This window comes from Ralstonia sp. A12 (assembly GCF_000801955.1).
Classification (GTDB): domain Bacteria; phylum Pseudomonadota; class Gammaproteobacteria; order Burkholderiales; family Burkholderiaceae; genus Ralstonia.
Genome location: NZ_JSZO01000024.1, coordinates 36,797 through 62,507, shown reverse-complemented (window position 1 = coordinate 62,507; position 25,711 = coordinate 36,797). Strand labels below are relative to the sequence as shown.

The window sequence follows — 25,711 nt, the reverse complement described above, 5'->3', positions numbered from 1 at the left end:
TAGGGTCTCAGCGCAACGTTGCCTATGACGAAGCTTCCGGCCGGGCTCGCCCCGTGAGGGGGCGGCCCAGCACTGGCCTCTCAGCTTGCCTGCGATACGGTTTCCGCACCGCTGCGCCGGGCGGCATACAGCGCCTCCGCACGCTGCTTCACATCGCGTGCCACCTGATCGAACCCCTGTTTCACCCACGCACCGTGCTCGCGCATGATGGTGTCTGCGTTCAGCCCCAGGAACAGGTCCGTAGTGAAGTATCGGGAGCGATCCTCACCAGCGGCCTCAATGTACTGGTCGCGCCGTGCGGCGTCCTTGTTGTCATCGGTCGGGCGCTGCTCCCAAGACAGCAGGCGTTCCGGCTCATAGGCCACCAGGTATTCGTTGACGGGAATGATCTGGTCCGTGCCCGGAATGCGCACCTGCATGTGCACCACGTCGCCCAGGCGGCCGGTGGTCTTCAAGCCGGGGCAGAAGGTGTTCCATTCTGCGTAGCGTGCAAAATCGGTGAGCACCTCCCACACCAGCGATGCCGGTGCGTTGATGTCAACCTTGACCGACGTGACGAGATTCTCTGCCTTGGCCATTGGCTCCTCCATGAACAGGCGTTGTTGGAAAAAGGAAAGGGCGTTCGATGACGCCCCGTTTGGTTTGTTCAGCCCATCACCACCACGCTCGACAACAGCATCTTCACCAGCACGGCTTGCCGCGTGGCGCCCGTCTTGGAGAAGATGCCGCGCAGGTGGGCGCGTGCCGTGTTCTTCTTGATGCCGAGCCGGGTGGCGGCTTCGTTCAGCGTCAGCCCATCCACCATCAGCAGAGCCAGTTCGATTTCCGTAGGGGTGAGATGGAACAGCTTGCGCAGGTTGGCGTGCGTGTTGCGCGGTGAGCCCGCCGGGTCGCGAATGAACACGGCCACGGCAGGCCGGCGTGCCTTGTCTTCTGCGCGGTAGCTGAGCGGGATGGGGCGCACCAGCACGCTCAGTGGTGTGGGCACCGTGGGCCGCGTCAGCGTGGTGACTTCACTGCGCATGTTGGCGGTGGCCTGCGCTTGGACCGCGCCTTCGATAATCTTGCGGAACCTTTGGTTCTCCACCGGGCAGTGCGCCTGCAGGGCGCCGTTGCTCAACTGCAGGCCGTCGCGCGTGGCCAGCAGGCGGTTGGCCATGTCGTTGGTCTTCATCACCTTGCCGCGCTCGTCCAGGATGACGGTGCCCACCAGCAGGCGGTCCACCGCGCCCTCGTACAGGGTGCGTTCCGATTCGAGCACGTCGAGCCGCGCGTGCAGATCGACCGCACGCTTTAAGTGCGGCAGCAGCCCGCCCAGCATTGCCTTGTCGGCATCGTCATAGTCGTGCGCCCCGTGTTTGCGGCTGACGAACAGCGCACACTCCACCCCGTTGGGTGTGACCAGGTTGCCCGCCAGGATGTAGCGCAGATCCAGCGGCTGCAGATATTGAACGTAGAACGGGTGCGCCAGCCAGCCGGTCTGGCCGAACAGTTCGTCGGCGCTGAAGAGGCGGTCCGGATGCAGATCCAGGAATGGGCACAGGGCGTAGTACTGCTCGCTGTAGGAGGGCTCACCCGGTAGGAGCGGGCCGTAGCTTGAGGCGTTGACGATCAGCCCGGGCCGGCACGTGGCGGGGTGGCGCAGCACCAGCGTCACGAAGGCCGCATCCAGCCGCTTGCGCACGCTTTCGAGAAAGCCCGCCCAAGGCACCGTCTCGGTCGGCCCCTGATAGAGCAGATCGAGCAGGGCGCTCAGTTCGCTGGCCGGCAGCGGGTCTGACAGCTTCATGAAGAATCCTCGCGTCGCGACAACGGAAAAAGGCGGCGCGGGCCGCCTTTCCCATCGTACGGATCGAGGCCGTGGCTTCATCGTCCGTTTGCAGTAGACGCGGATTCCCGCAGCCACGCGACGATGCGCTCGGCTGCCTGCTCGGCCGTCTCCGCTGTGGTGTCGATGCGCAGCTCTGGTTGCTCGGGCGGCTCGTAAGGTGAGTCGATGCCAGTGAAGTTCTTCAGCTCGCCGCGGCGTGCCTTGCGGTACAGCCCCTTGGGGTCGCGTTCCTCAGCCACCGCCAGCGGGGTATCGACAAAGACTTCGATGAACTCGCCTTCGCCCACCAGCGCCCGCGCCATGTCGCGCTCTGCACGGAACGGCGAGATGAACGACACCAGCACGATCAGCCCTGCATCCAGCATCAGGCGCGACACTTCGGCCACGCGGCGGATGTTTTCCACCCGGTCGGCCTCGGAGAAGCCCAGGTCCTTGTTCAGCCCGTGCCGCACGTTATCGCCGTCCAGCAGATAGGTGTGGTGGCCGAGTGCGTGCAGACGCTTTTCCACCAGGTTGGCCACGGTGGATTTTCCCGCGCCGGACAGCCCCGTGAACCACACGATGCGCGGCGTCTGATGCTTGAGCGCGGCGTGTGCGCGGCGATCGACGTCGATGGCCTGCCAGTGCACGTTCTGCGCGCGGCGCAGGGCAAAGTGCAGCATGCCGGTGCCCACGGTGTTGTTGGTGAGACGGTCGATCATGATGAAGCCGCCCAGGTCGCGGTTCTTCGCATAGGCTTCGAACACCACCGGCTGATCCAGGTGCAGGTTGCACACGCCGATCTCGTTCAACTCCAGCGTGCGCGCGGCCAGGTGCTCCAGCGTGTTGACGTTGACCTTGTACTTGGGCTGCGCCACCGTCGCGCCCACCGTGCGCGTGCCGAGCTTGAGCAGGTAGGGGCGGCCGGGCAGCATGGCCTCTTCGTTCATCCACACCAGCGTGGCTTCAAACTGGTCCGCCACGGCGGGCTGGTCTTCAGCGCACACCAGTACGTCCCCGCGGCTGACATCGATCTCGTCTTCCAGCGTGAGCGTGACGGCCTGGCCGCGCACCGCCTGCGCGCAGTGACCATCGGCACCGTTGGTGCCGATGATGCTGGCCACGCGGCTCTCGCGGCCGGAGGGCAGCGAGCGCAGCCGGTCACCCACGCGCACTTCACCCGCGCTGATGGTGCCCGCAAAACCACGGAAATCCAGGTTGGGGCGGTTGACCCACTGCACCGGCAGGCGGAACGGCTCGTCCTGCGTGGGGGCACTGTCGATCGGCACGTTCTCCAGGTGTGCCATCAGCGTTGGGCCCTGGTACCACGGCGTGTTGCTGCTTGGCGCGGTGATGTTGTCACCGCGCAGGGCCGACATCGGAATGCAGACGATGTCCGTCAGACCGATCTGCTGCGCAAACGTGCGGTATTCACGTTCGATGGCGTCGTAGACCGCTTGCGAGTAGTCGACCATGTCCAGCTTGTTGACGGCCACCACCACGCGGCGGATGCCGAGCGTGGATACCAGGTAGCTGTGGCGGCGCGTTTGTGTCTGCACGCCGCGGCGCGCATCCACCAGCAGCACGGCCAGGTCGGCGGTCGAGGCGCCGGTCACCATGTTGCGGGTGTATTGCTCGTGTCCAGGGGTGTCCGCCACGATGAACTTGCGCTTGTCGGTGGCAAAGAATCGGTAGGCCACGTCGATGGTGATGCCCTGTTCGCGCTCTGCGGCCAGGCCGTCCACCAGCAGCGCGAAGTCGAGCTGGTCGCCCTGCGTGCCCATCTTCTTGGAGTCGGCTTCGAGCTGCGCGAGCTGGTCTTCAAACAGCATCTTCGACTCGTACAGCAGCCGGCCGATCAGGGTGCTCTTGCCATCGTCGACGCTGCCGCAGGTGATGAAGCGCAGCAGGCCCTTGTTCTTCTGGGCATGCAGGTATTGCGCGACGTCGTCGTGCGCCGATTGCGCCATCGAGTGTGTCAATCCCGGCGCGGCTTCCAGTAGCGTATCCATCAGAAATAGCCCTCCTGCTTCTTCTTCTCCATCGACCCGGCGGAATCGCTGTCGATCAATCGGCCCTGGCGCTCGGACGTGGTGGCCAGCAGCATTTCGCGGATGATCCCGTCCAGCGTGTCGGCCTCGCTTTCGATGGCGCCGGTCAGCGGATAGCAGCCGAGCGTGCGGAAGCGCACTTTGCGCATGACGGGCTTTTCGCCGGGGCGCAGGGGCAGGCGGTCGTCATCGACCATCACCATCACGCCGTCGCGTTCCACCACGGGGCGTTCCTTGGCGAAGTAGAGCGGGACGATGGGGATGTCGTTGAGGTAGATGTATTGCCAGATGTCGAGCTCGGTCCAGTTCGACAGCGGGAACACGCGCAGGCTTTCGCCCTTGCGCTTGCGGGCGTTGTACTGGCGCCAGAGTTCGGGGCGCTGCATCTTCGGGTCCCAGCGATGCTGCGCAGTGCGCACGGAGAACACGCGCTCCTTGGCGCGCGATTTCTCTTCGTCGCGCCGGGCGCCGCCAAAGGCCGCATCGAAGCCGTAGTGGTCCAGCGCCTGCTTGAGCCCCTGCGTCTTCCAGATGTCGGTATGCACGGCCGAGCCGTGCTCGTGCGGGCTGATGTTGCGTGCGATGCCGTCGGGGTTGATGTGCACGCGCAGGTCCAGCCCGAGGCGCTCTGCGGTCTGGTTGCGGAAGGCGATCATCTCGCGAAATTTCCACGTCGTATCGACGTGCAGCAGCGGGAACGGCGGCTTGGCCGGGTAGAAGGCTTTCATGGCCAGGTGCAGCATCACCGCGCTGTCCTTGCCGATGGAGTAGAGCATGACGGGGTTTTCGCACTCCGCCACCACCTCACGCATGATGTGGATGCTCTCCGCCTCCAGTTGCTCCAGGTGGGTCAACATCGAAGTCTCCTCTTCGCTTGCCGGCCCCAATCACGGATGTCGTGGGGTACTCGGCATGGTGAAAAGGTAGCGAGCCGGGGTGCTGCACCACTTCGTCCGGGCGGACTAAAAAATGATGTGCCGCGCGGTGCGTTTTCTAGTCCAGGTGGAGGAGGAAGCCGCACGGATGCGCTTGGTACCGTTGCTTCGACGCGCTGACAGGGCCTGCCTGTTGCGCATACGAACAACAGGAGCAAGCACATGGCGATTTCTGCCGAAGAGCAGTTGTTGAGCGGCCAGACCTGGGCCGAGTTCTGCGAGGTGCTCAAGCGCAGCGGGCAGCAGATCCTGCGCACGGAGGCACCGGCCGATGCACTGACGCGCGCCGAGGGCTACCGCTACCTGAGCCGGCTGCTGCGCATTGCGCTGGAGATGCACGTGGAGTTTGCCGACCCGGCGTTCCCCGGCTTCTTCTCACCGTCGCACGAGACCGCGAAGATCGGCGCGGACAACCCGGACAACCTCTATCGCTATGCGCGCCTGGACGGCAACGCGACCTACCGCATTCGCGGCCGGCGCGGCACCGTGGCCTATCTGAGCTTCGGCACGCAGAAGGGCGGCTATGAAACCGATGGCCGCATGATCCAGACCGGCTTTATCGACAGCAACAAGCTGACGGTGGCGCCGGACGGCAGCTTCGAACTCATCCTCAGCGTGCAGCCGCACGACGGCAACTGGGTGCGTATGGAAGCGGCTACCAATGCGCTGGTGGTGCGCCAGACCTTTCTCGATCGCAAGGCGGAAACGCCGGCCGAGTTGCACATCGAACGGATTGGCGCCGAGGACAAGCCGTCCCCCCTGAGTGCGGAACGCCTGCACGGCGGCCTGCTGCGCGCGGCCGGGTTTGTGGAGAACACTGCACGCATCTTTGCCGACTGGGCACAGGGCTATGGCACGCACGTCAATGACCTACCACCTGCAGACCAGGCGGTGTGCCAAGCCGCAGGCGGCGACCCGAATATCTTCTACTACCACTCGCAATGGGCATTGGAGGATGACGAAGCGCTGGTGGTGGAGGTGGACCGCGTGCCCGCGTGTGAATTCTGGAACTTCCAGATCAACAACTACTGGATGGAATCGCTCGACTACCGCTACCACGACATCTGCTTGAACAAGCACAGCGGGCAGCTGGATGCCAACGGCGGCATCACTGTCATCCTTAGCGCGCGCGACCCTGGCCTGCCGAACTGGCTGGAGACCGGCGGACACCGCAACGGCACCATGTGCTGGCGCTGGGTGGGGGCGGGGCCATTGGCGCAATCGGCGCATCCGCGCACGCGTGTGGTCAAGCTTGAGATGTTGAAGACGCTGAAGGAGGTCGTATGACCGCTGTCACGGATCACACCACGATGCTCGACGTGGACAGCCTGCTGGCGCAAGCCAGCGACCAGACAGGCGGGCTGACGGATTTCGGGCCCGGCAACTATCGCGAGGCGCTGGGCGTGCTGTTTGATTCCCTGGCGCGCGAGGCCAACCTGTCACTGCAGGGCGTGCATCTGCTGCACGGCAAGCTGCTGGCGCAACTGGTGAACAGGCTCGTCATCCAGGAATACTGCCGGTGCCACCCGGAGATCCTGCAGGAGCGCGTTGAAGACCCACTCGTGATCATCGGCTTGCCGCGCACCGGCACCACGCTGCTGCAACGCATGCTGGCCACGGACGCCCGTTTCCATTCCGCCGCATGGTGGGAAACGCGCTATCCGGCCCCGTTGCCGGGAGAAGGCGTGCGCGATGCCGGCCCGCGTATCGCCCGTGCGAAGGAAGACGTCGCGCAGATGATTCACTTCATTCCCGACATCCTGGCCATCCACCCGCTCGACGCCATGCAGGCCGACGAGGAATTCATGCTGATGGAGCACTCCTTCATGTGCGCGATGGATTCCTACGTGAATGTGCCGGCCTACACCGCCTGGCTGGAGCGCCAGGACCATACCCCGGTCTATACCTATCTCAAGACCATGCTGCAGTTCCTACAGTGGCAGAAGCGCCAGCGTGGTGAACCGGTGGCGCAGCGTTGGGTGCTGAAAACGCCGCAACACCTGCATTCGGTCGAGATCCTGTTCCGGGTCTTTCCTGGTGCACAGGTGGTGCTGACCCATCGCGACCCCACCCAGACCATTCCATCGATGGCAAGCATGGCGCATACCTTGTGGAAGCTGTACGCAGACGCACCGGACGCCGCGGCGGTCGGCCGGCAGTGGAGTGCCCAGTTGCAGCGTGCGACGGCGCATGCCATGGCCGTGCGCGACGGCATGCCTGCCGAGCGGTTCCTGGATGTCCGGTTTGAAGACACGGTGCGCGACCCGTTTGGCGTGGTGCAGGCGGTGTACCGCTTTGCCGGCATGCCGCTGACGGACGCCGCCCGCGCGGGCATGCAGGCATGGATGGACAGCAACCCTCGCAACCAGCGTGCGGCGCATGCCTATGCCCCGGCGCAGTTCGGGCTCAGCCAGGAACAGATTGAGCGCGACTTTGCAGCCTATCGCGCCCGGCATGTGAACGCAGCCTGAAACAGCGCACTGCGCTACCCAAGGAGACAACACTATGCTGTTGAAAGACAAGGTGGTCATCGTGTCGGGCATCGGCCCCGGCCTGGGCGTGAAGCTGGCGGTGGAGGCGGCTCGCGAGGGCGCGCGCGCCGTTGCCATTGCCGCCCGCACGCAGGCCAAGCTGGACGACGCGCAAGCCCGCATCGACGCATTGGGTGCGGACTGCGAAGTTCTGAAGGTGCCCACCGACATCACCGATCGCGATCAATGCCGGGCCCTGGCCACCGAGGTCATGCGCAAATGCGGCCGTATCGACGCCCTCGTCAACAGCGCCTACCAGCACGGCAATTTTCCTGAGCCTGTGGAAGCGGCCGATCTGGACGTCTGGCGCCAGGTGTTCGAGACCAACGTATTCGGCACCATGACGTTGACGCAGGAAGTGGCCGCCCTGATGAAACCGCAGGGCCACGGCGCCATCGTGATGATCAACACCCAGGCCACGCGCAAGCCGATGCCGGGCGAATCGGGCTATGCCGCATCCAAGGGCGCGCTGGCGGTGGCGGTCAAGTATCTGGCGCGCGAGCTGGGCCACCACGGTATTCGCGCCAACAGCATCTTCATGGGCTGGATGTGGGGCGCGCCGGTGCAGGGCTATGTGCAGCACGCCGCCGCAGAGCAGGGTGTGGGCGAAGACCAGATCGTCGCACCGATTGCCTCGCAGATCGCGCTGGGCCGCATGCCGACCGATGACGACTGCGCCCGTGCGGCGCTGTTCCTGGTGTCGGACTACGCACGCGCCATCACCGGGGCGTCGCTCGATGCCAACGGTGGCGATTTCATGCCCTGAGCAAACCATCGGGAGCCCAGCAATGACCCGCTACTTTGCGTTCAACGGCGATGCCGACGGCCTGTGCGCGCTGCAGCAGCTGCGCCTGGCGCAACCCTGCGACGCCACGCTCGTGACCGGCATCAAGCGCGACATCCATCTGCTGGAACGCATCAATGTGCAACCCGGTGATGTTGTGACCGCGCTGGACATTTCGCTCGACCAGAACCGCGAAGGGTTGCTGCGTCTGCTGCAGGCCGGCGCGGTTGTGGACTACTTCGACCACCACCATGCCGGCGAGCTGCCGGTTCATGCCGGGCTGCGCGCCCATATCGACGAATGCGCCACCGTCTGCACCAGCATCCTGGTTGACCGGTACCTGGGCGGCCGTTACCACCGCTGGGCGATCACGGCGGCATTTGGCGACAACCTGACCGGTGTGGCGCATGCCATGGCGGCGCAGGCGGGCTTGAGCGCGCAGGACACCGCCGCACTGGAACAACTCGGCACCTGCCTCAACTACAACGCCTACGGCGAGTGCCTGGCCGATCTGCATTTCGATCCCGCTGCGCTGGCGCAGTACATACTGCCCTTCGAGAACCCGTTGGCGTTTGCTGCGCAAAGCGTTGCGTATCGCGTCTTGCGTGCCGGCTATGAGGACGACATGACTCGCGCGCGGTCCATCGCACCCGTGCACGAGGTTCCCGGCGCAGCGCTGCTGGTGCTGCCGGATGCGCCGTGGGCGCGCCGCGCGATCGGCGTGCTGGGCAACGAACTGGCACGCACCCGCCCGGGCGATGCCATTGGCCTGCTATCGCCAAAGAGCACCGGCGGCTATGCCGTCAGTGTGCGAGTGCCGGCAGCATGCCCCACTGGGGCTGCAGATTTTTGCCGCGGCTTCGACACCGGTGGCGGGCGTCGCCTGGCCGCCGGCATCAACCACTTGCCGGATGCCGACATCGAACATTTCATCGGCAGCTTCTCTGCATGCTTCGGCAAGCCCTAGTCACGTCGACACTTCTGCCTCATGCAAACGTAGTCTGCTTGGACGATGCCGAGACATCGTCGCCCTCCTAACGTAAGAGCCGGCTTGGCAACGTGATCTCCAGCCATTGGAGCGCGGGGCGATGCGTGTCCCGCGTTCTTTTTTCGTCCGACGTTGCTGGAGGCGACAAGCCGAGGTACGGGCTGACATCCATTGCGCCCGACCGATATCTCACATCAAAAAAGGGGAGGGGTCTATGCAGGCTATGCGTCAAGGTTCACTGCGTGCGTTGCATGCGCTGTGCCGTGTTACTGGTGCGCTGGTTGCGGGTGCCGTGCTGAGCGGCATGCTGGGCGGTTGCAATATGGAGGACGATCCGCCCACCCAGCAGTCGATCAAGCACGTATTCGTGCTGACCATGGAGAACAAGAACTACAACGACACCTTTGGCACCAGCACGCAGGATCCCGATCTGCAAGCCATGGCAAAGCAGGGCGCGCTGCTGACCCAGTACTACGGCACAGGCCACGTGAGCCTGGATAACTACCTCGCGATGATGAGCGGTCAGCCGTCCACCAAGGAAACCCAGAGCGATTGCAACATGGGCTTCAACGACGTGGTGGCCGATGGCTGGGATGCCGCCAACCCCAAGGTCCTCAAGGCCAAGGGCGGCATGGGCTGCGTGTATCCGAACACGGTGAAGACCTTCGTCAACCAGCTCGATGATCTCAAGCTGACCTGGAAGGGCTACATGGGCGACATGGGCAACGACCCGACCCGTGAATCTGCCACCTGCGGGCATCCGAAGATCGGCGCGATGGACAACACGCAGTCGGCACAGGCGCCCACGGCCGATGTGCCCAAGGGCGACCAGTACGCGACCCGCCACAACCCGTTCATGTATTTCCACGCGATCATCGACGACCAGGCCTATTGCGACAGCCACGTCGTCAACCTGGATGCGAATCTGCAGAACGACCTGCAGAAGATCGAGACCACGCCCAACTTCGTGTTCATCACGCCCAACCTGTGCGATGACGGCCACGACGGCGACGGCACGGGCGCCAAGCCCTGCGTCAACGGCGACAAGGGCGGCCTGACCTCGATCAACGCCTTCCTCAAGAAGTGGATTCCGATCATCCAGGCGTCTCCGGCCTACCAGAAGGACGGTCTGATCATCATCAACTTCGATGAGTCGGCCGACATGGTGCCGGCAGGTAAAACCACCGTGAATGGCGTGACCACAGTCACCGTGAACCTGCCGGGCGATGCGTGTTGTGGCCAGCAGCCCGGCCCGAATGTGGTACGCCCGGACGATGTGATCCTGCCGGTCTCTGCAACGCTGCAATACAAGCTGCATTACGTGGGCGTGGGTGGTGACCGCACCGGTGCGGTGATGCTGTCGCGCTTCATCAAGCCCGGTACGGTCAGCAATACGGCGTACAACCACTACTCGATGCTCAAGAGCCTGGAGAACATCTTCCAGACCAACGGCTACCTGGGTTACGCCGACGACCAGAACCTGGTGCCGTTTGGCAACGACATCTTCACCAATCTGCAGTGGTGACCCAGGGGCGGCGCCAGGCACGAAGGGCTGCCGCTATCGCGGCGGTGCTTTTGTGCCTGGCAGGTTGTACGCGCCAGCCGGATGTGGTGGCCGTCAAGCCATCCAATCAGGCGCAGGCCGAGATCGGCCGGCTGGCGTTTTTCGACGCGTCATTGTCTGCGTCCGGCCGCGTGTCGTGTGCGACCTGCCATAGCCCGGACCACGCTTACGGCCCGCCGAATGGGCTGGCGGTGCAACTGGGAGGGCCCGAGCTCAAGGACTACGGCACACGCGCGGTACCGTCGCTGCGCTATCTGCGGCGTACCCCGATCTGGTTCAAGACCTTTACGTCGAATGCCCGCGAGCGCCTGACCGAGACCGACAACGTGCCGGTTGGCGGCTTCACCTGGGACGGCCGCTTCAACACCCTGGCCGATCAGGCTGCTGCGCCGCTGCTGGCCGCAAATGAAATGGCCAACCCCAGTGCCGCCGCCGTGGTGGAGCGGCTTTCCAAAAGCGCCTACGCCGCGCGCTTCCAAGACGTCTTCGGACAGGACGTCTTTGCGCACCCGGATGCGGCCTTTGCCGCCTTGGGGCAGGCATTGCAGCGCTTCCAGCTCGATGACCCGAGCTTTCAGCCCTACGACAGCAAGTTCGACCTCTACCTGGACGGCAAGGTGCAGTTGACCGCGCAGGAGCAGCGTGGCCTCAGGCTGTTCAAAGACCGGGACGGCGGCAACTGCGCGGCGTGCCATACCGTTGAGCCGGGTGCCAACGGCGCACACCCGCAGCTGACTGATTTCAGCTTCGCGGCCATCGGTGTGCCGCGCAACCCGAGCATTCCGGCCAACGCCGATCCGAACTATTACGACTTAGGCCTCTGTGGTCCGGCGCGGTCCGATCAGAAGGCCGAGCAAAGCTACTGCGGCCAGTTCAAGACACCCACGCTGCGCAACGTGGCCACGCGTGGCGCGTTCTTCCATAACGGGCGCTTCCACACGCTGGAAGAGGCGCTGCGCTTCTACGTGGAGCGCGATACCGCACCGCAGAAGTGGTATCCCCATCCCGGTGGCAAACAGCAGTTCGACGATTTGCCCGAAGCCCTGCAGGACAACGTCGACCACATCAACGCGCCGTTCACGCACCGCAAAGGCGACAAGCCCGTGTGGTCGCAAGCAGATCTCCGGGATGTGGTCGCGTTCCTCAGAACGCTGAACGACGGCTACACACCGTAGGCCGGTTCAGCGCGAGCTGATTAGCTGCGCGTTGTCGAGGCCAGAGCGGGCTGTCTCGCCGTGAAGGCGACGGGCAGCACCACCGGGTTCGGGGCGCTGGCGCAATGCACGGACACCATCGACGGCCAGGCTTTGCCCGGTCACCCGTGCCGATTCCGGGCCGGCCAGATAGCGCACCGCTGTGGCGATGTCTTCGGGGGTGTCGGGGCGGCCGAGCGGCATACGTATTGCGGACGCACCGAACGTGGGCACGGTGGTATTCGCCTGTGTCAGGTCTGCACGCACAGCATTGACGCGGATGCCTGCGGATGACAACTCTTCTGCGGCCGCACGCACCAGCCCATCGAGGCAGGCGCTGGCCGCGCAATGGGCCGAGAGCCGTTTGAAGTCTGCGCGCGCAGTATCGGATGCGATACAGACGATCGATCCGCCGCCTTGTCGGGCCATCCATGGCGCGGCAAGTCGAATGGCAGTGAACGCGCTGACGACATGCAGTTCAAGCGCGTTGCGCAAGCTTGCTTCATCGTGCGTCAGGAGCGGGCGGGTGCCGGCGCTGCTCAGGGTAGGTACAACGATGTCCAGGCGGCTTTGCAGCCACCAGGCCTGTTTGAGCGCTGCCTGCATGTCGCCGGCCCGGCCAGCATCGCCCGCGCAGATGTGTACGTTGGCGTCGGGAATCTGCGCGCGCAACTGCTGGCGACTGTGCTCCAGCGCATCGCGCCGGCGGCCCATCAGCAGGACGGTTGCGCCGTCGCGCAGCAGCGCAGCCGCACTTGCGGTGCCGATGCCGTCTGCGCCAGCGGTAACGAACGCTGTTTGTCCCTTGAGCGGAAGCTTGGCGGCCATGGCTTCGCCCGGATCATCCCTGTGTTCAGGCGCCCGGCGCCTTGATCACGTACTGGCTGGTGGGCACGACATCGAGTTTGTCGAAGTCGATGAAGCGGTTGCAGCTGTCCATCATGCGTGCCACGTTCTGCTGGAACTTCGCCTCATCGCCCACGGCGTCAAAGAAGGCGTACGGATCAGTCATGGCCGCGGCCGGGAAGCATTCTTCGACAATGGCGTCGACGAGCGGGGCGCCCAGCGTCAGCGGGCGGACCACCACGTTCTGCACGTAGAGGAAGTTGTCCTGCGTCTCAACAGCCACCTGGGTGTGATGGTGGTGCCAGATGTCGAGCCAGGCTTCCGGTGTGAGCCGGGGCGGGCGGCGGAGAAAGGCCAGTTGAGAGAACCCGGCCGTGCGTTCGCCCGGCTTGGCCGGAAAGCGCGTATTGCGAATCGGCTGTGACTCGGTCACCAAGTAGGCCGCCATGCGTTCGACTGCCGATTCGATCAGATCATCGAACGGCTGCCGGAATTGCTTGATGGCGCTGTCCATCCAGACGCTGATCACGCCGTCCATCTGCGGGCGCGTGTTGACCTGGCGCAGGCCATCGGCGGGCTGTACAGCGGCATCGGCCAGATTGACCTGAACACCGTGCGCGCCAAGCGCCAGCAGCTTGTCTGCAATCTCGCCGCGCAAGCGTTGGTCGAGCGCTTTGGCGTCGCCATTGTTGCCGGTCTTGCCGCGCCAGATGACGTACAGGACTTTTTCCATGGTGTGTGCGAATCAGGAGGTGAGAGAAGGCGTGTGCTGTCGGGCCGCGCTGAAGCGGTTGGCGGTGACGCGAAAATCCTCGGGGATCGGTGAGGTGACGGCCTCGAACACGCGGTCGTATCCGGTGGAGAGGATCTGCCACCGGCCATCGCGCTTGACGTACTCGTCCTGGTAGTAGGCCGTGCCGCGCAGCAGCCAGTTCTGCGCTTGCGAGATCACATAGTCCTCCAGGTACCAGAGGCCCTTGGCCCGGTCTGCGCTCAGCAGCTCGATCTCGGGGTGGTGGCCCTGGTGCAGGGTGAGCAGTGGCGGGTCGTCCAGGAGTTTGCGCAGCTCGCTGACAAATGCGTCGCGGCCGTTGAAGCGGTATTTGCCGCTGTCGAGCCAGGTGGTGCAGTCCTCTGCAAGGCAACTGGCCAGCAACGGCCAATCGTGGCAATCCACCGCGCGAAAGTACCGGTACTTCAACTGCCGGATCGCTTCGGTCTCAAGCAGCGCTTGTATGGCGTCGTTCATCGGGTCTCCTGGCAAATGTGGCCTGGAGAGGCATCTTGCTGGCAGCTGCGCGCCTGTTCATCGTCCACACAGACTACGCGCCGGCCAGAGAGAAGACCGGCTAGTGTGATGCGGGCATGCCGATAGTCTGATCAGACGATGGATGGGCAAGCCGCTTTGGCTAGCCTGCAAGGACTGTCCACGCGATCGGCGCGATCGTGCTGCAGCCCCTGGGAGACGAACAACATGCAAGACACCGATCTGGTGAAACGCCTGCGCAGGCTGGAAGACCTCGAAGCGATCCGGCAGCTCAAGGCCCGCTACTTCGCCTGTTGCGATCGGAAAGACACCGACGGCATGCGTGATTGCTTTGTCGCCGGCAAGGTCTTGATCGACTACGGCGCGATCGGTGTGTTCGACGATCGCAGCAAGCTGATCGACGTCTTCCAGCGGCTCGGCTGCCATGAGCACATCGTCGAGATGCACCACGGCATGAATCCAGAAATCGCCGTACTGGACAACGACCGGGCGCACGGCACCTGGGGCTTGTACTACCACCAGATCAACACGCTGGAGAAAACGCTCACGCAACTCGGTGCCACCTATGACGACGAGTACGTGCGCACCGAGAATGGCTGGAAGATCGTCAAGACGCGCTGCGTGATCACGTCAAGCCAGGTGATGCGATTTACCGACGCGGCGCCCGTGGTGATGTTTGCCGGACGTAACGTGCCCGCTGCGTAGATGCCATGCACGTGCACCTGCAATGCGACTTTCAAGTCCGGCTGCATCGCCTGCTGCCCGCTTTCCCGTGGGTGATCGTGCCGACCAGCGGCAGGTCCGTCATTCGGCGGCGCGGCTTCGACCGTGTGCTTGCGCCCGGTCAGCAACTGGTCGTTGCGCCGTTTGAGCCCATCGAACTGCTGCTCGACGGCAAGTACAAGCAGCCAGCGGCGTGCGCAGTCGAAGTGCAAAGTGACATGCCCCGTGACCTGGGGGAGAGTGCGCTCTATCGCGCCATTTCCCAGCGCGTGTTTCTTCAGCCGCAGCAGGCATGGGATGCCAGCTATCTCTCCAGGCTGCTTGACATGCCCGCGCTGGAAATCCGCCGCAAGCTGTTCACGCAGGGATACGCTCTCACAGATATTCGCCGTACCCAGCGGCTCATGCGCGCCTTGTTTGAGGTTGTGCAGCGAGGCAACCGCGCGAGCGACTTGAAGCGATGCATCGGTTGGCCCGTGCATGGCGATCTTGAATCTGCATTCCACGATCGGTTCGGTCTTTCCCTGCTGACCGCCGAGCGTTTGTCTGGAACGAAAGCGTTGGGCGAGATAGAAGCGCTACCCGCCTTGCACCGCCAGATGCCGCGTTGGCACGATGGGGTGCTTGGGAAGAGTGCGCGCGCGGTTGGCGCGCATGGAAGCCGCTAATCCGGTTGGATGCAGGGCAACCGATCTTCGATCAGTTGCCATAGGGTTCGTAACGATTGCTGATCCACGGCAACGCCCAGCGCCTCTGCTGGGCGCTCGCTCATACGACGATCCACCAGCCCACACAAGGCGATGCCGGCAGGCGTAATGGACAACTGGACGCTGCGCCGGTCCCGCGCTTCCCGGGCGACATCGATCAACTGCCGTGCATGCAGCAGATGTGCGGCGCGCGATAGACCACCGGTGTCTCGATTGAGCGCAGCCGCAACTTCGGTCAGCGTGCCGGCACTTGCGGTGCGTAGATGACAGAGCACCAACCATTGCGGCAGGGTGAGCTCTGCGCTGTCCAGCGCCTCCGCAACATAGCGCTGAAGCGCGCCATTCAAACGGTTCGCGGCCAGGAGCATGTCGAGGAGTGTGGCGCTGCCTCGTATCGAGGTGCGTGAAACGGTGAGTTCTGTCATGGCGGTGATTCTCGTGAGCAAAGCGACTGAGCGTGAGAGCGCGTAGCGCCTGACATCAACGCTGCGTCGCGTCGATGCGGTTCAGCGTGAGCGTGACGACGCGCATTGCGCACGCGACCCCCATCAGCAACATGGCGACGACCAACGACGCTGCCATCATCCGGATCGCCATATCCAGCAGGGCCGAAGACGCTTGCCAACTGGTGTCTGCTAGCTGGCGTGATGTGCGGCAGGCTTTCATGGTGCGTGCGCTCCTAGTGTGCGGCGACAGCGCCACCGGCGGCGCCCTTGGCTGGCTTCGTCAACCAGATCAGCGGCACAATCACCACGAAGATCACGCCCGAGATCCAGAAGATGTCGTTCAGGCCCAGCATGGAGGCTTGCGCATTGAGACCACGCTCAAAGTAGTCCAACGCTTGTGCCGGGCTGAAACCGAATGCGGCACGAATGCCATCCAGGGCGGCGGCGTACGTCGGGTTGTTCGCACCGGTTTGTTCTGCCAACTGGGCGTGATGCAGGATGGTGCGGTTGCTCCAGGCGGTGGCGGCCAGCGACGTGCCGACTGCGCCGCAGAACACACGTGCAAAGTTCGACAAGCCTGCCGCCGCGGGAATCTTGTCTTCGGGCAAACCGGACAGGATGATGGCCGTGAGCGGCACAAAGAACATCGCGGCGGGAATGCCCTGCAACAGCGTTGGCAGCACCAATGACCACGTATCCACGTTCGTCGTGTAACCCGAGCGCAGGAAGAACACCCCCGAAAAACCCGCAAAGGCGAGCGTGGCCAGCACGCGCATGTCGGACTTCGGCAGGATGCGGCCCAGCACCGGTGTCAGCAGCACGGCAAAGATGCCCAGCGGCGCGGTGGCCAGCCCCGCGTTGACGGCCGGGTAGCCAAGCCATTGCTGCATCCATTGCGGCAGGATCACCAGATTGGCGAAGAAGACTCCGTACGCAACTGAGATGGCCACGGTGCCCGCAAAGAAGTTGCGGCCGGCGAACAGGCGCAGGTCAACGATGGGGTGTTCTTCCGTCAGTTCCCAGATCAGAAAGAAGACGAAGCCCAGGAACGCCACCACCGCCAGTCCAACAATGAACGGCGAGTTGAACCAGTCCAGATCCTTGCCCTTGTCGAGCATGATCTGCAATGCCGCCACCCACGTGATGAGCGACGCCAGCCCGATCGTATCGATGGGCAGCTTGCGCGTGACGGTTTCACGATCGCGGTAGAGGAACCACGTCACGCCCGCCGCAAAAATGCCAACCGGGATGTTGATGTAGAAGATCCACGACCACGAGTAGCGGTCGGTAATCCAGCCGCCCAGCAGCGGGCCGGCAATCGGGCCCACGGTGGCGGTCATGGCCCACAACGCCAGTGCGGTGCCGCTCTTCTCCTTCGGGTACGAGCCCAGCAGAATCGCTTGCGACAACGGCGTCATCGGCCCTGCCACGGCGCCTTGCAGAATCCGGGCGCCGAGCAGCACAGGTAGGTTGGGCGCAATGCCGCACAGCCACGACGACAGCACGAACAGCAGGATGGCCGCTACGAACAGGCGTATCTGCCCGACGCGCTGCGTGAGCCATCCCGTGAGCGGAATCGATACCGCATTGGCCGCCGCAAACAGCGTGATGACCCACGTGCCTTCATCGCCCGACACGCCCAGGTTGCCCGCGATGGTGGGAATCGCCACGTTGGCAATCGAGGAATCCAGCACATTCATGAACGTCGCCAGGGCGACGGCGACGGTGGCGAGTGCCAGCTTGGCGCCCGTGAATGGCGCGGGCTGAGTCGTAGTTTGAGCATCCATGATGACCCCGCAGGGAAGAACGTCGGTTTGTCTGACTTGTCAGATATGTGGATAAAAAAGGGGCGACTTACATCTGCGGGGCGGCGTTGTGCGGGGTGTTCGCACGGGCGAGTTGCGTGGGGGTGCGTGTCTCCCCAGTGCTGTTCTGCGCGATGATCCGGGCGATCTCGGTGTTGGCCTCTTCACCGTAGCGGCGGAAAACATCGGTGCGCGTGGCAGTGTTGAGCGGCACGGCAGGTTGCGCGCGCGGGATGCTGGTGGCGCCGCGGGTATTCACGTCCACCTGCATCGACAAGCCGAGCTGCAGCGGGTGCTCGCGCAACTCCGCCGGGTCCAGTTGAATGCGCACCGGCAGACGCTGCACGACCTTGATCCAGTTGCCGGTTGCGTTCTGCGCGGGCAGCGTGGCAAAGGCGCTGCCCGTGCCGGCAGAGAAGCCCGCAACTTTGCCGTGATACGTGACGGCGTTGCCGTACATGTCCGCACGCAGTTCGACCGGCTGGCCGATGCGGATGTGCTTCATCTGCACCTCTTTGAAGTTGGCGTCGATCCACACACCATCCAGCGGCACGATGGCCAGCATCGGCGTCCCTGGGGAGACGCGCTGGCCGACCTGCACCGAGCGACGCGCCACGTAGCCGGTCACCGGTGCGGGCAAGGTGTTGCGCGCGTTGGCGAGGTAGGCGTCGCGCACTTTGGCGGCGGCGGCTTCCACGCTGGGGTGTGCGGCTACTGTGGTTTGCGCGGTCTGGGTGCGGTTGCTGGCCAGTTGCTGGCGCACGGTCTCAAGCGCAGTTTCCGCAGCGCGTACGGCATCGCGGGCGTGTGCAATGTCTTCGGCAGAGACGGCGCCTGCTTCAGCAACGGTGGTGCGGCGGCGCAGGTCGTCACGCGCGCGGGACAGATCCGCTTCACGCTGGGCGATGGTGGCCGTGTAGACGTTGTTGTTGACGTACAGCGCGCTGACCTGGCGCACCGTCTGCGCGAGTTGGGCGCGCGCATTGTCGAGCGCGACTTCCGCATCCGCCGGGTCCAGCGAGACAATCGGCTCGCCGGCCTTGACGATCTGCGTGTCGTCCGCATTGACGGCCACCACGGTGCCCGACACCTGCGGTGTGAGTTGTACGAGGTTGCCGTTGACGTAGGCGTCATCGGTGTCTTCATGGTACTGGGCAACGGTCAGGTAGTACGCGCCATAACTGGCGGCAGCCACGGCGGTGGCTAGGCCCATGGCAATCAGCAGGGTCTTGCGGCGGGTCTTGAGGTTGGTGGCGGGGGCTGCGCTGGCTTCTGCAACGGCCTGTGTTTCGTTCTGGATCGGGGCATTCATTTGGGCACCTGTTCGGTCTGGCGATGTGAAGATGAAAAGCGGATTCAGTGGGTTTGCGTGTTCTGCGGGGCTTCCTGGTAGCCGCCACCCAGCGCAGCGGCCAGGGCGATCTGCCGATCGCGGCGCGCCATGCGCAGGTTGGCGACCTGCTGGTCTGCGTTGAGCGCGTTGGCTTGCGCGCGCAGCACCGTGAGTTGCGTGGTCAGGCCGCCCTTGTATTGCGCAAGGGCCAGTTGCAAGGCACGGCGGGCGGCATCCTGTGCGCGCACGCTGGCAGCCAGTTCGTTGTCGGTCGAGCGGATGTCGGAGAGCTGCGTTGCCACGTCAGACAGCGCATTGACCAGCGTGTCGTTGTAGTGCGCGACGGCGTAGTCGAAATCGGCATAGCGGCCCTTGAGCTGGGCGCGCAGTGCGCCGCCATCGAAGATCGGCAGATGGATCGCCGGGCCCACGCCCACCGTGCGGCTGGCTGCCGAGAGGAAGCGGCCGAAGCCAAGGGCGTCCAGCCCGATCGAGGCCGCGAGGTTGATGTCCGGGTAGAAATCCGCCTTGGCCACAGCGATGTCGTGCGTGGTGGCATCCACGCTCCATCGCGCGGCAACCAGGTCGGGGCGGCGCGAGACGAGATCGGCGGGCAGGTTGTCGGGCAGGGCCACCACATCGCCCACGCCAAGCGTCGGGCGAGTAATGGCCAGGCCGCGGTCCGGGCCTTTGCCAAGCAGTGCTCCGAGTTGGTAACGCACGCGCTGCATGCTGCCGTCCAGCGAAGCAATGCTGGCTTCGGCGGTGGCTACGTCGGCTTCAGCGCCTTTCTTTTCGACATCGGTATCGAGCCCCATCGTGATGCGGCCTTGTGTGAGGCGCAGCACTTGCTGGCGTTGCGCGAGCTGATCCACAGCGATGTCGCGCAGGGCATATAGGCGGGCCAGTTCGTTGTAGGCACGGGCGATGGCGCTGGTGAGGGTCAGCTTGACCTGTTCGGCATCCGCTTCGCTTGCGCGCAACGCCGAGACCGACGATTTGAGCGCCTCGCGGTTCTTGCCCCACAGGTCCAGGTCGTACGAGGCGCTTACCACGGCCTTGTTCTCGGTCTGCCAGGAGCCACCGAACGGCGGGGGAACGAGGGCGTTTTCCGAGAAGCGCTGCCGGGTCCAGCTGTAGCTGCCCGAGACCTGCGGCAGCGTGCTGGCGTTGGCACCTTCGCTGGCAGCCGCTGCGGCGGCTACGCGGGCACGGGCGGCTTCCAGCGATGGGCTGCCTTGCAGCGCTTCGTCAATCAATGTCTTGAGCTGCGCGTCGCCAAACTGTTCGGCCCAGCCGGCGGCGGGCCAGTGGCCTTGCTCAGGCGGCAGGCTTTGCGTGGTGGCGAAGCTGGTGGGCACAGCCATCTGTTTGTCGCTGTGGATGCCGGCATAGTTGGCGCAGCCTGCCAGCACGGCAAGGCACACCGCCGAGAGCGCGAACGCCGAGCGGCGGAGCAGGGAAGCGGGATTCGTTTGATTTTTCATTTTCTGATTTGTCAGATAAATGGATAAAAAAAGTGAGCCACAGGCTCACTCCGCAAATTTTTTCAGCAGGCGAAGGAATTCCTGAAACTCGGCCGCACTGAATTTCTGGAGCCGGTTGTTCAGCACCGCCGATGCGATATCGGGGACCTGGCCAGCAATGTCAGCGCCCGCAACGGTCAGTTCGAGGTTGACCACGCGGCGGTCTTCAACGTTGCGGCTGCGCACCAGCAAGCCCTTCTGCTCCAGCTTGTCGAGTGTGCGCGTCATCAAGCCGGTATCCATGCCGAGCAGCTTGGAGAGTTCGTACGGCGTATTGGCAATGTCGCGCGCCACCGACAGCAGGATGCCCATCTGCTGGCTTGTGATGTCCAGCGGCTTGAGGGCGTCATCCAACTCCATCGCCGTGAAGTTGCGGGCGCGGTTGATGTAGAAGCCCACGCTCTGCATCACCTGGAAGTTGTCACGGTTGTAGTGGTTCATTGCCTGCTCGCTGCATTAGTGACGGAACATTATTTGACAAATCAGATTCTGTCAAAAGGAAATTGTAACGGGCACTGGGTGATGCAGCGGTCTTCCCTGGCTGGAAAGTCACATGTCTCCATGGTTTAATGCTGTATATATATACAGTGCCCGAGCCATCGCACGTCAGTCTGACCTGGCGAGCAGGGTGGTCGACTTTGGGGCAAGGCAACGACGTTTATCAAGGAGGCGGCTCCGCCAGGGCCCGCACTGACGACGATGATGCAAACAGGACAGGTGGGACACATGCCCTCGCGAATTGCAGTGGGGCCAATCAAGGCAGCAGCTACAACGGCACGCGCCGGCACTCGGGAGGAAGCGGTCCGGCTGTTGAAGTCGGGCGGCATCGTCGCCGTTGAACTGGACTACGAGTCCGGTTGGCAGGATGCGGTTGCACTCGGCCGGCTGGGGCGCGCGGTTGGCATTCGTGTTGCGTTTCGCGGGCAGGAGAACATCGCCGTCAGGTCACCGGCCGCGCTGGCTGCCGGCTTGGCGCGGCTGAAAACGACGTTCCGGCAGCGGAATCTCTACTGCCAGTTCGACCTGGATCGGCTGGCGGCGGACGAGCTGGAGCAACTCGAAGCCAAGGCCGCCAAACTCGGCGACTACGTGCTCGGCGGTCATTTGATGAAGGACGTCGACACCGTTTGGTTTGAGTAGTCGGTGCCGGCGTCTTCTTGATCGATACCGATGCTGCTCTGAACGCATGTTCGGAGCGCCGCCCCAGACGCGTCCCAGGATTCGCCATATCGACAGGGACGGGCGCCATCCCATTTACGGGTTCCCACTAGTACACAAAACGAGTGCCGCCTCCCAAGATGCGCTCACAAAGTTAAGCGCTTAACTTTGTGCTCCGCGACATCGCCTCCCTGTGCGCGCAAGAGGGCCGTTCCGTCGTCGCGTCCTGCGTTGCGGGATTCCACCCGCGCGCCCGTCCCATTCTTGATAGCGAGGTGGTCATGCGCAGTCTTCTTTCCGACAACAAGCCAGACAGGAAGCGCCCGCACCGATTTGCGGCGCTTGTCGCGTCGACGCTGTTCGCCGTTCTGTCCTCCGGCATCGCCAGCGCGGCGTCGACGTACTACGTCGATTGCTCAGCAAGCGCAGCCGGCACCGGCGCCAGCAACAGCCCGTGGAATTCGATCAGCCAGCTCAATGCGTGGACGTTCGCACCCGGCGACACGCTCCTCTTCAACAGCGGTACCACCTGCACCGGGGCCTTCCTTGGGAAGGGTTCGGGCACGGCCACTGCGCCCATCACCGTGGGTGCCTACGGCAGCGGGGCGCCACCGGTCATCAACGCCAACGGCGCACGGGCCGCGATCGAGCTGGACAACATCGACAACTGGTCGATCGGCGCGATCAAGCTGACCAACCCGGCGGCATCGGTGGGGCTGCGCAACGGGCTGCTGGTTCAGTCGACGGATGGCACGGCGCACACTGGCTTCGACATCAACGGGCTGATCGTGGATCGCGTTGCCGGCCAGACCAACAAGGCGACCAACTCGAACGACTACATCCACTCCGCGGGCATCGAGTTTGACGCCGACACCACCAATGGCTCGACGCTGAACAACGTGCACGTGTACAACACGCAGGTCAGCAACACTGGGGGTGGCGGCATCAAGGTGCGCACCGGGTCGATGACCAAGCGCGGCCAGAACATCCACGTCGACCACAACACGATCACGTCGGCGGGTGGTGATGGCATCGTGGTCTCGTACAGCGAGTCGCCGCTGATCGAGTACAACGTTGCGAATGACCTGGGCGGTGGCGTGTATCCGTTCACGGGCGGCAACTTTGCCGGCATGTGGGTGCTGGGCGATCACAACCCGACCATCCAGTTCAACGTTGTCACTGGCAACCATGCGTCGGTGGCGGACAGCCAGGCCTGGGATTGCGACTGGGGCAACACCGGCACGTGCCTGGTGCAATACAACTACAGTCGCGACAACTACGGTGGCTTCTACCTGAACTGCGATGGTTGCGGCACCTCCGGTGGTGCCACGCAGATCGTGCGCTACAACGTCGCCCAGAACGACTGCCGTACGAACAGCGTGGGCAATGCCGTCACGCTCTGGATGTACAACAACACGTTCTATTGCCCCAACACCAAACTCAACATCGTGTTGCCCACCACATCCAAGGTGTGGAACAACATCTGGGTGGCGACCACCACGTCCACGCTGCCCACCGGCAGCGGCATCGACTATCAAGGGAACGTCTACCAGGGCGTGCCTGCGCCCACGTCTGACGGCGTGATCGGTGCCCCTGGCTTCATCAAGCCGGGCGCGGGCGGCAACTCGCTGGCATCGACGGCGGGCTATTGGCTGGGGACCAGCTCTCCGGCGTTGAGCAACGGCGTGATCGTGCCGAACAACGGCGGACGGGACTACTGGGGCAACCCGGTCTCTGCAACAGCCAATCCGAACCGCGGCGCCTACAACGGCCCGGGCGTCACGCCAACGATCTTGAGCGACACGGCAGACGCCTACGTGCGTGACGGCACTTACGCCACCACGAACTTCGGCACGTCGGTCGACCTGGCTGTGAAGAATGATGCCACCAGCTACGCCCGTGATGCGTACCTGATGTTCGACCTGTCGAGCGTGAGCACGCCAATCAAGCAGGCCACGGTGTACCTGACCTCCACCAGCGTGGGGCAGGCAGGCATCATCAACAATGGCTATGCCGTAGCCGATCACACCTGGACGGAAAGCGGCATCACCTGGAACACCATGCCCACGATGGGAACATCACCGCTGGCGAGCTGGACGGCACCTGCCGTCGGCAACGCCGTGGCAGTCGACGTCACCTCGCAGGCGATTAGCGCGCAGGGCGGCGACAAGCGGCTGGCGCTGGCCGTGACCTCGCCTGTCAACGTGGGCAGCGGTGGCCTGGTGACCTACGCATCCAAGGAACACACGACGGCGGGCTACCGGCCCGTGCTGGTGGTCGTACCGGCAAACTGAAGGTTGGCGGGTGCAGTGCGCCCGCGTCAGAATCGTTCAGATTCGAAGGTGTGCACGGCGACTAACCTGCGCTTGCTGTAGGCAGCATCCATTGACGTTCTTTCCATTGGCCTGGCGCCCGCAAGGGTGGCCGGGCTTTTTTCTTGGGCGACGTCTGCCCAAAAAAATACCCGGCAACGTTGTCGTAGCCGGGCGTAAGGAAACGATGAAGCCATGGGCAAGCCAGCCCAGGGCAATGACAGCGTAGTGGCGATCGGCCTGTCGAAATCTGAACGAATCTGACGCCGTGACAAGGGCGCTACAGCGCTGGATTGCGTCGGCCGATCATTTTTCCGCTTCACGTCTTGGGTGGGGCAAGGCTTCTGCTGCCGCCAGAGCGCGCTCCCACGCCGTTTGCCGTTCGTAGCAGGCTGGCACGCAGCCGCGTTGAGCGGGCTGATCAGGGAAAGCACCAACTCTTCACTTGCGGCGGGTTTGTTACTCTAGTTAAACGCTTAACAACGCCGCATGGCGGAACGAAGCCAAGAACGCGCGTGAGAGCCGTCGGAACACCAATCAAGGTGTATTTGGAGGAAGAGACCAATGAAACGTAAATATTTCGCCGCCCTGTTGGCCATGGGCCTGGCTGGTGGCGCGTATGCGCAGTCCAGCGTGACCCTGTGGGGGCGTGTGGGCGGGGGCGTCGAGTACATGAGCAACATCAAGACGGGCGCCAACACCAGCGGCTCGAAGCTGGCGGAAGGCAGCCAGTGGGGCACCAGCATCTGGGGCATGAAGGGCACCGAAGATCTGGGCGGCGGCACGCAGGCGCAGTTCTGGCTGGAGGGTGCCTTTGCTTCGGATACCGGCAACCAAGGCGGTGGCAAGCTGTTTCAGCGCGGGGCCTGGGTGGCGTTGAAGAACGCCGACTACGGCATGTTGCGGCTGGGGCAGGGCAACACCATCAACAACTACATCTGGCGTTTCGATCCGTTCCTGCTCGAAGACTATTCGGCATCGACGTTCACCAACTACCGCAACGGCAACAAGCTGGCCAACGGTATCCGCTACGAGTCGCCCAGCTTTGGCGGCTTCGAGTTCGGCGCACAGCTGAACCTGGGCGAGAGCCCAGACGGCTTCCGCAGGGGCCCGGAAGATTCGGTGCTGTCCAATATCGGCATGTCTTACGGCGTCACCGTCGCCTATGTGCAGCCGACGTGGGAAGTGCGCGCCCTGTATGACGAGGTCAACAGCAACAATGGCCGGCTCGACAACCTGTTCATCGCATCGCGTGAACTCTTCCTGGGCGCCAAGGCGCAGATCACGCCAAGGTTGCTGGCGCAGGTGGGTTGGGCGCACTACACGGCACCGGACACGGCGCCAGGCCTGTCGCGCGTGGCCAACCATGTCTGGACCGGCCTGACGTATGACGTCACGCCCCGGTTCCATGCCATCGGCGCGGTCTACATGATGAAGGTGGGCAAGGGGCAGTGGACCAGCGACCACGATGGCGAAGGCCGCGGCACGATGTTCAGCCTGGGCGGCATGTATGACCTGTCCAAGCGCACGTTCCTCTATGCCACGGTGTCGTACGTGAAGAACAGCGCCAATGCCAACTTCTCGGTGCGCCCCACGGCCCCGGGCTACGGTGACCCTGTGACCGGCAATGGCAATTCGCCCGCAGCGGGCGGCTCCCAGCTCGGTGCTTACGCCGGCATCATGCACAACTTCTAAGCCAGCGCTTGCCGTTCAGGGCAATCTGCCTGGGGTA

General features: G+C 63.8%; 24 protein-coding genes. 11 read left to right on the top strand and 13 right to left on the bottom strand.

The features are described from left to right. Nucleotides 1–80: 80 nt before the first annotated feature. From PI87_RS21760 to cysD, 4 genes are all read right to left on the bottom strand, one after another. Nucleotides 81–578, bottom strand: a complete 498-nt coding sequence (locus tag PI87_RS21760) for an SRPBCC domain-containing protein (RefSeq protein ID WP_039599801.1) — start codon at nt 576–578, stop codon at nt 81–83. Nucleotides 579–646: 68 nt separating this feature from the next. Continuing rightward, nucleotides 647–1,789 (bottom strand): helix-turn-helix transcriptional regulator, encoded by a 1,143-nt coding sequence (locus PI87_RS21755; protein WP_039599800.1) that lies wholly within the window; start codon nt 1,787–1,789, stop codon nt 647–649. Nucleotides 1,790–1,866: 77 nt separating this feature from the next. Then, nucleotides 1,867–3,822 carry a sulfate adenylyltransferase subunit CysN gene (gene cysN / locus PI87_RS21750; RefSeq protein WP_039599799.1) on the bottom strand — a complete coding sequence of 652 codons (1,956 nt, stop codon included), beginning with the start codon at nt 3,820–3,822 and terminating at the stop codon, nt 1,867–1,869. Beyond that, nucleotides 3,822–4,748, bottom strand: a complete 927-nt coding sequence (gene cysD, locus PI87_RS21745; protein WP_269746657.1) for a sulfate adenylyltransferase subunit CysD — start codon at nt 4,746–4,748, stop codon at nt 3,822–3,824. The genes cysN and cysD overlap by 1 nt, the downstream gene beginning before the upstream one ends. Before the next feature lie 210 nt (nt 4,749–4,958). Between cysD and PI87_RS21740 the strand changes: the two genes are divergently transcribed. The 6 genes from PI87_RS21740 (at nt 4,959) to PI87_RS21715 (ending at nt 11,838) form a co-directional block, all read left to right on the top strand. Next, entirely contained in the window at nt 4,959–6,083 is a 1,125-nt protein-coding gene (locus tag PI87_RS21740; RefSeq protein ID WP_039599797.1) for a DUF1214 domain-containing protein, read from the top strand. Then, nucleotides 6,080–7,267, top strand: coding sequence for a sulfotransferase family protein (locus PI87_RS21735; RefSeq protein WP_039599796.1), 1,188 nt, complete (start codon nt 6,080–6,082; stop codon nt 7,265–7,267). Before PI87_RS21740 ends, PI87_RS21735 begins: the two co-directional genes overlap by 4 nt. A gap of 34 nt (nt 7,268–7,301) precedes the next feature. Then, entirely contained in the window at nt 7,302–8,093 is a 792-nt protein-coding gene (locus tag PI87_RS21730) for an SDR family oxidoreductase (RefSeq protein ID WP_039599795.1), read from the top strand. Nucleotides 8,094–8,115: 22 nt separating this feature from the next. Beyond that, nucleotides 8,116–9,078 carry a hypothetical protein gene (locus tag PI87_RS21725; protein WP_039599794.1) on the top strand — a complete coding sequence of 321 codons (963 nt, stop codon included), beginning with the start codon at nt 8,116–8,118 and terminating at the stop codon, nt 9,076–9,078. Between the two features lie 235 nt (nt 9,079–9,313). After that, nucleotides 9,314–10,624: an alkaline phosphatase family protein gene (locus tag PI87_RS21720; protein ID WP_232314057.1), complete on the top strand. Its 1,311-nt coding sequence runs from the start codon at nt 9,314–9,316 to the stop codon at nt 10,622–10,624. Between the two features lie 86 nt (nt 10,625–10,710). Further along, nucleotides 10,711–11,838: a cytochrome-c peroxidase gene (locus tag PI87_RS21715; RefSeq protein WP_232314056.1), complete on the top strand. Its 1,128-nt coding sequence runs from the start codon at nt 10,711–10,713 to the stop codon at nt 11,836–11,838. A 6-nt stretch (nt 11,839–11,844) separates the two neighbouring features. On the opposite strand, the gene PI87_RS21710 is transcribed toward PI87_RS21715, so the two are convergent. The 3 genes from PI87_RS21710 to PI87_RS21700 are packed head-to-tail and all read right to left on the bottom strand — an operon-like array spanning nt 11,845 to nt 13,951. Further along, complete coding sequence (locus PI87_RS21710; RefSeq protein ID WP_039599793.1) at nt 11,845–12,684, bottom strand: SDR family NAD(P)-dependent oxidoreductase; 840 nt, start codon at nt 12,682–12,684, stop codon at nt 11,845–11,847. A gap of 25 nt (nt 12,685–12,709) precedes the next feature. Then, nucleotides 12,710–13,435, bottom strand: coding sequence for an EthD domain-containing protein (locus tag PI87_RS21705; protein ID WP_039599792.1), 726 nt, complete (start codon nt 13,433–13,435; stop codon nt 12,710–12,712). Between the two features lie 12 nt (nt 13,436–13,447). Further along, nucleotides 13,448–13,951 (bottom strand): nuclear transport factor 2 family protein, encoded by a 504-nt coding sequence (locus PI87_RS21700; protein ID WP_039599791.1) that lies wholly within the window; start codon nt 13,949–13,951, stop codon nt 13,448–13,450. A 225-nt stretch (nt 13,952–14,176) separates the two neighbouring features. Between PI87_RS21700 and PI87_RS21695 the strand changes: the two genes are divergently transcribed. Then, entirely contained in the window at nt 14,177–14,674 is a 498-nt protein-coding gene (locus tag PI87_RS21695) for a nuclear transport factor 2 family protein (RefSeq protein WP_039599790.1), read from the top strand. 5 nt (nt 14,675–14,679) lie between these two features. Continuing rightward, on the top strand, nt 14,680–15,360 hold the full coding sequence (locus tag PI87_RS21690) for an AraC family transcriptional regulator (RefSeq protein ID WP_198139601.1): 681 nt from the start codon (nt 14,680–14,682) through the stop codon (nt 15,358–15,360). Here PI87_RS21690 and PI87_RS21685 read toward each other — a convergent pair. The 6 genes from PI87_RS21685 to PI87_RS21665 form a co-directional block, all read right to left on the bottom strand. After that, the gene (locus tag PI87_RS21685; RefSeq protein ID WP_084210050.1) at nt 15,357–15,824 is read right to left on the bottom strand and encodes a MarR family winged helix-turn-helix transcriptional regulator; all 468 of its coding nucleotides are present in this window, start codon (nt 15,822–15,824) and stop codon (nt 15,357–15,359) included. The genes PI87_RS21690 and PI87_RS21685 overlap by 4 nt on opposite strands. A 55-nt stretch (nt 15,825–15,879) precedes the next feature. Next, nucleotides 15,880–16,065 carry a hypothetical protein gene (locus PI87_RS29180; RefSeq protein ID WP_157003197.1) on the bottom strand — a complete coding sequence of 62 codons (186 nt, stop codon included), beginning with the start codon at nt 16,063–16,065 and terminating at the stop codon, nt 15,880–15,882. A 13-nt stretch (nt 16,066–16,078) separates the two neighbouring features. After that, the gene (locus PI87_RS21680) at nt 16,079–17,632 is read right to left on the bottom strand and encodes a DHA2 family efflux MFS transporter permease subunit (protein ID WP_039599789.1); all 1,554 of its coding nucleotides are present in this window, start codon (nt 17,630–17,632) and stop codon (nt 16,079–16,081) included. A 67-nt stretch (nt 17,633–17,699) separates the two neighbouring features. Further along, complete coding sequence (locus PI87_RS21675; RefSeq protein ID WP_052321676.1) at nt 17,700–18,962, bottom strand: HlyD family secretion protein; 1,263 nt, start codon at nt 18,960–18,962, stop codon at nt 17,700–17,702. Between the two features lie 44 nt (nt 18,963–19,006). Next, entirely contained in the window at nt 19,007–20,470 is a 1,464-nt protein-coding gene (locus PI87_RS21670; RefSeq protein WP_039599788.1) for an efflux transporter outer membrane subunit, read from the bottom strand. A 45-nt stretch (nt 20,471–20,515) separates the two neighbouring features. Continuing rightward, nucleotides 20,516–20,950 carry a MarR family winged helix-turn-helix transcriptional regulator gene (locus tag PI87_RS21665; RefSeq protein WP_039599787.1) on the bottom strand — a complete coding sequence of 145 codons (435 nt, stop codon included), beginning with the start codon at nt 20,948–20,950 and terminating at the stop codon, nt 20,516–20,518. 285 nt (nt 20,951–21,235) lie between these two features. Here PI87_RS21665 and PI87_RS21660 point away from each other — a divergent pair, with 285 nt between their 5' ends. The 3 genes from PI87_RS21660 (at nt 21,236) to PI87_RS21650 (ending at nt 25,674) form a co-directional block, all read left to right on the top strand. Further along, nucleotides 21,236–21,649 carry a hypothetical protein gene (locus tag PI87_RS21660; protein ID WP_052321680.1) on the top strand — a complete coding sequence of 138 codons (414 nt, stop codon included), beginning with the start codon at nt 21,236–21,238 and terminating at the stop codon, nt 21,647–21,649. A 299-nt stretch (nt 21,650–21,948) separates the two neighbouring features. Beyond that, on the top strand, nt 21,949–23,961 hold the full coding sequence (locus tag PI87_RS21655; protein ID WP_157003196.1) for a CBM96 family carbohydrate-binding protein: 2,013 nt from the start codon (nt 21,949–21,951) through the stop codon (nt 23,959–23,961). 582 nt (nt 23,962–24,543) lie between these two features. Next, complete coding sequence (locus PI87_RS21650; protein ID WP_039599786.1) at nt 24,544–25,674, top strand: porin; 1,131 nt, start codon at nt 24,544–24,546, stop codon at nt 25,672–25,674. Nucleotides 25,675–25,711: the final 37 nt, after the last annotated feature.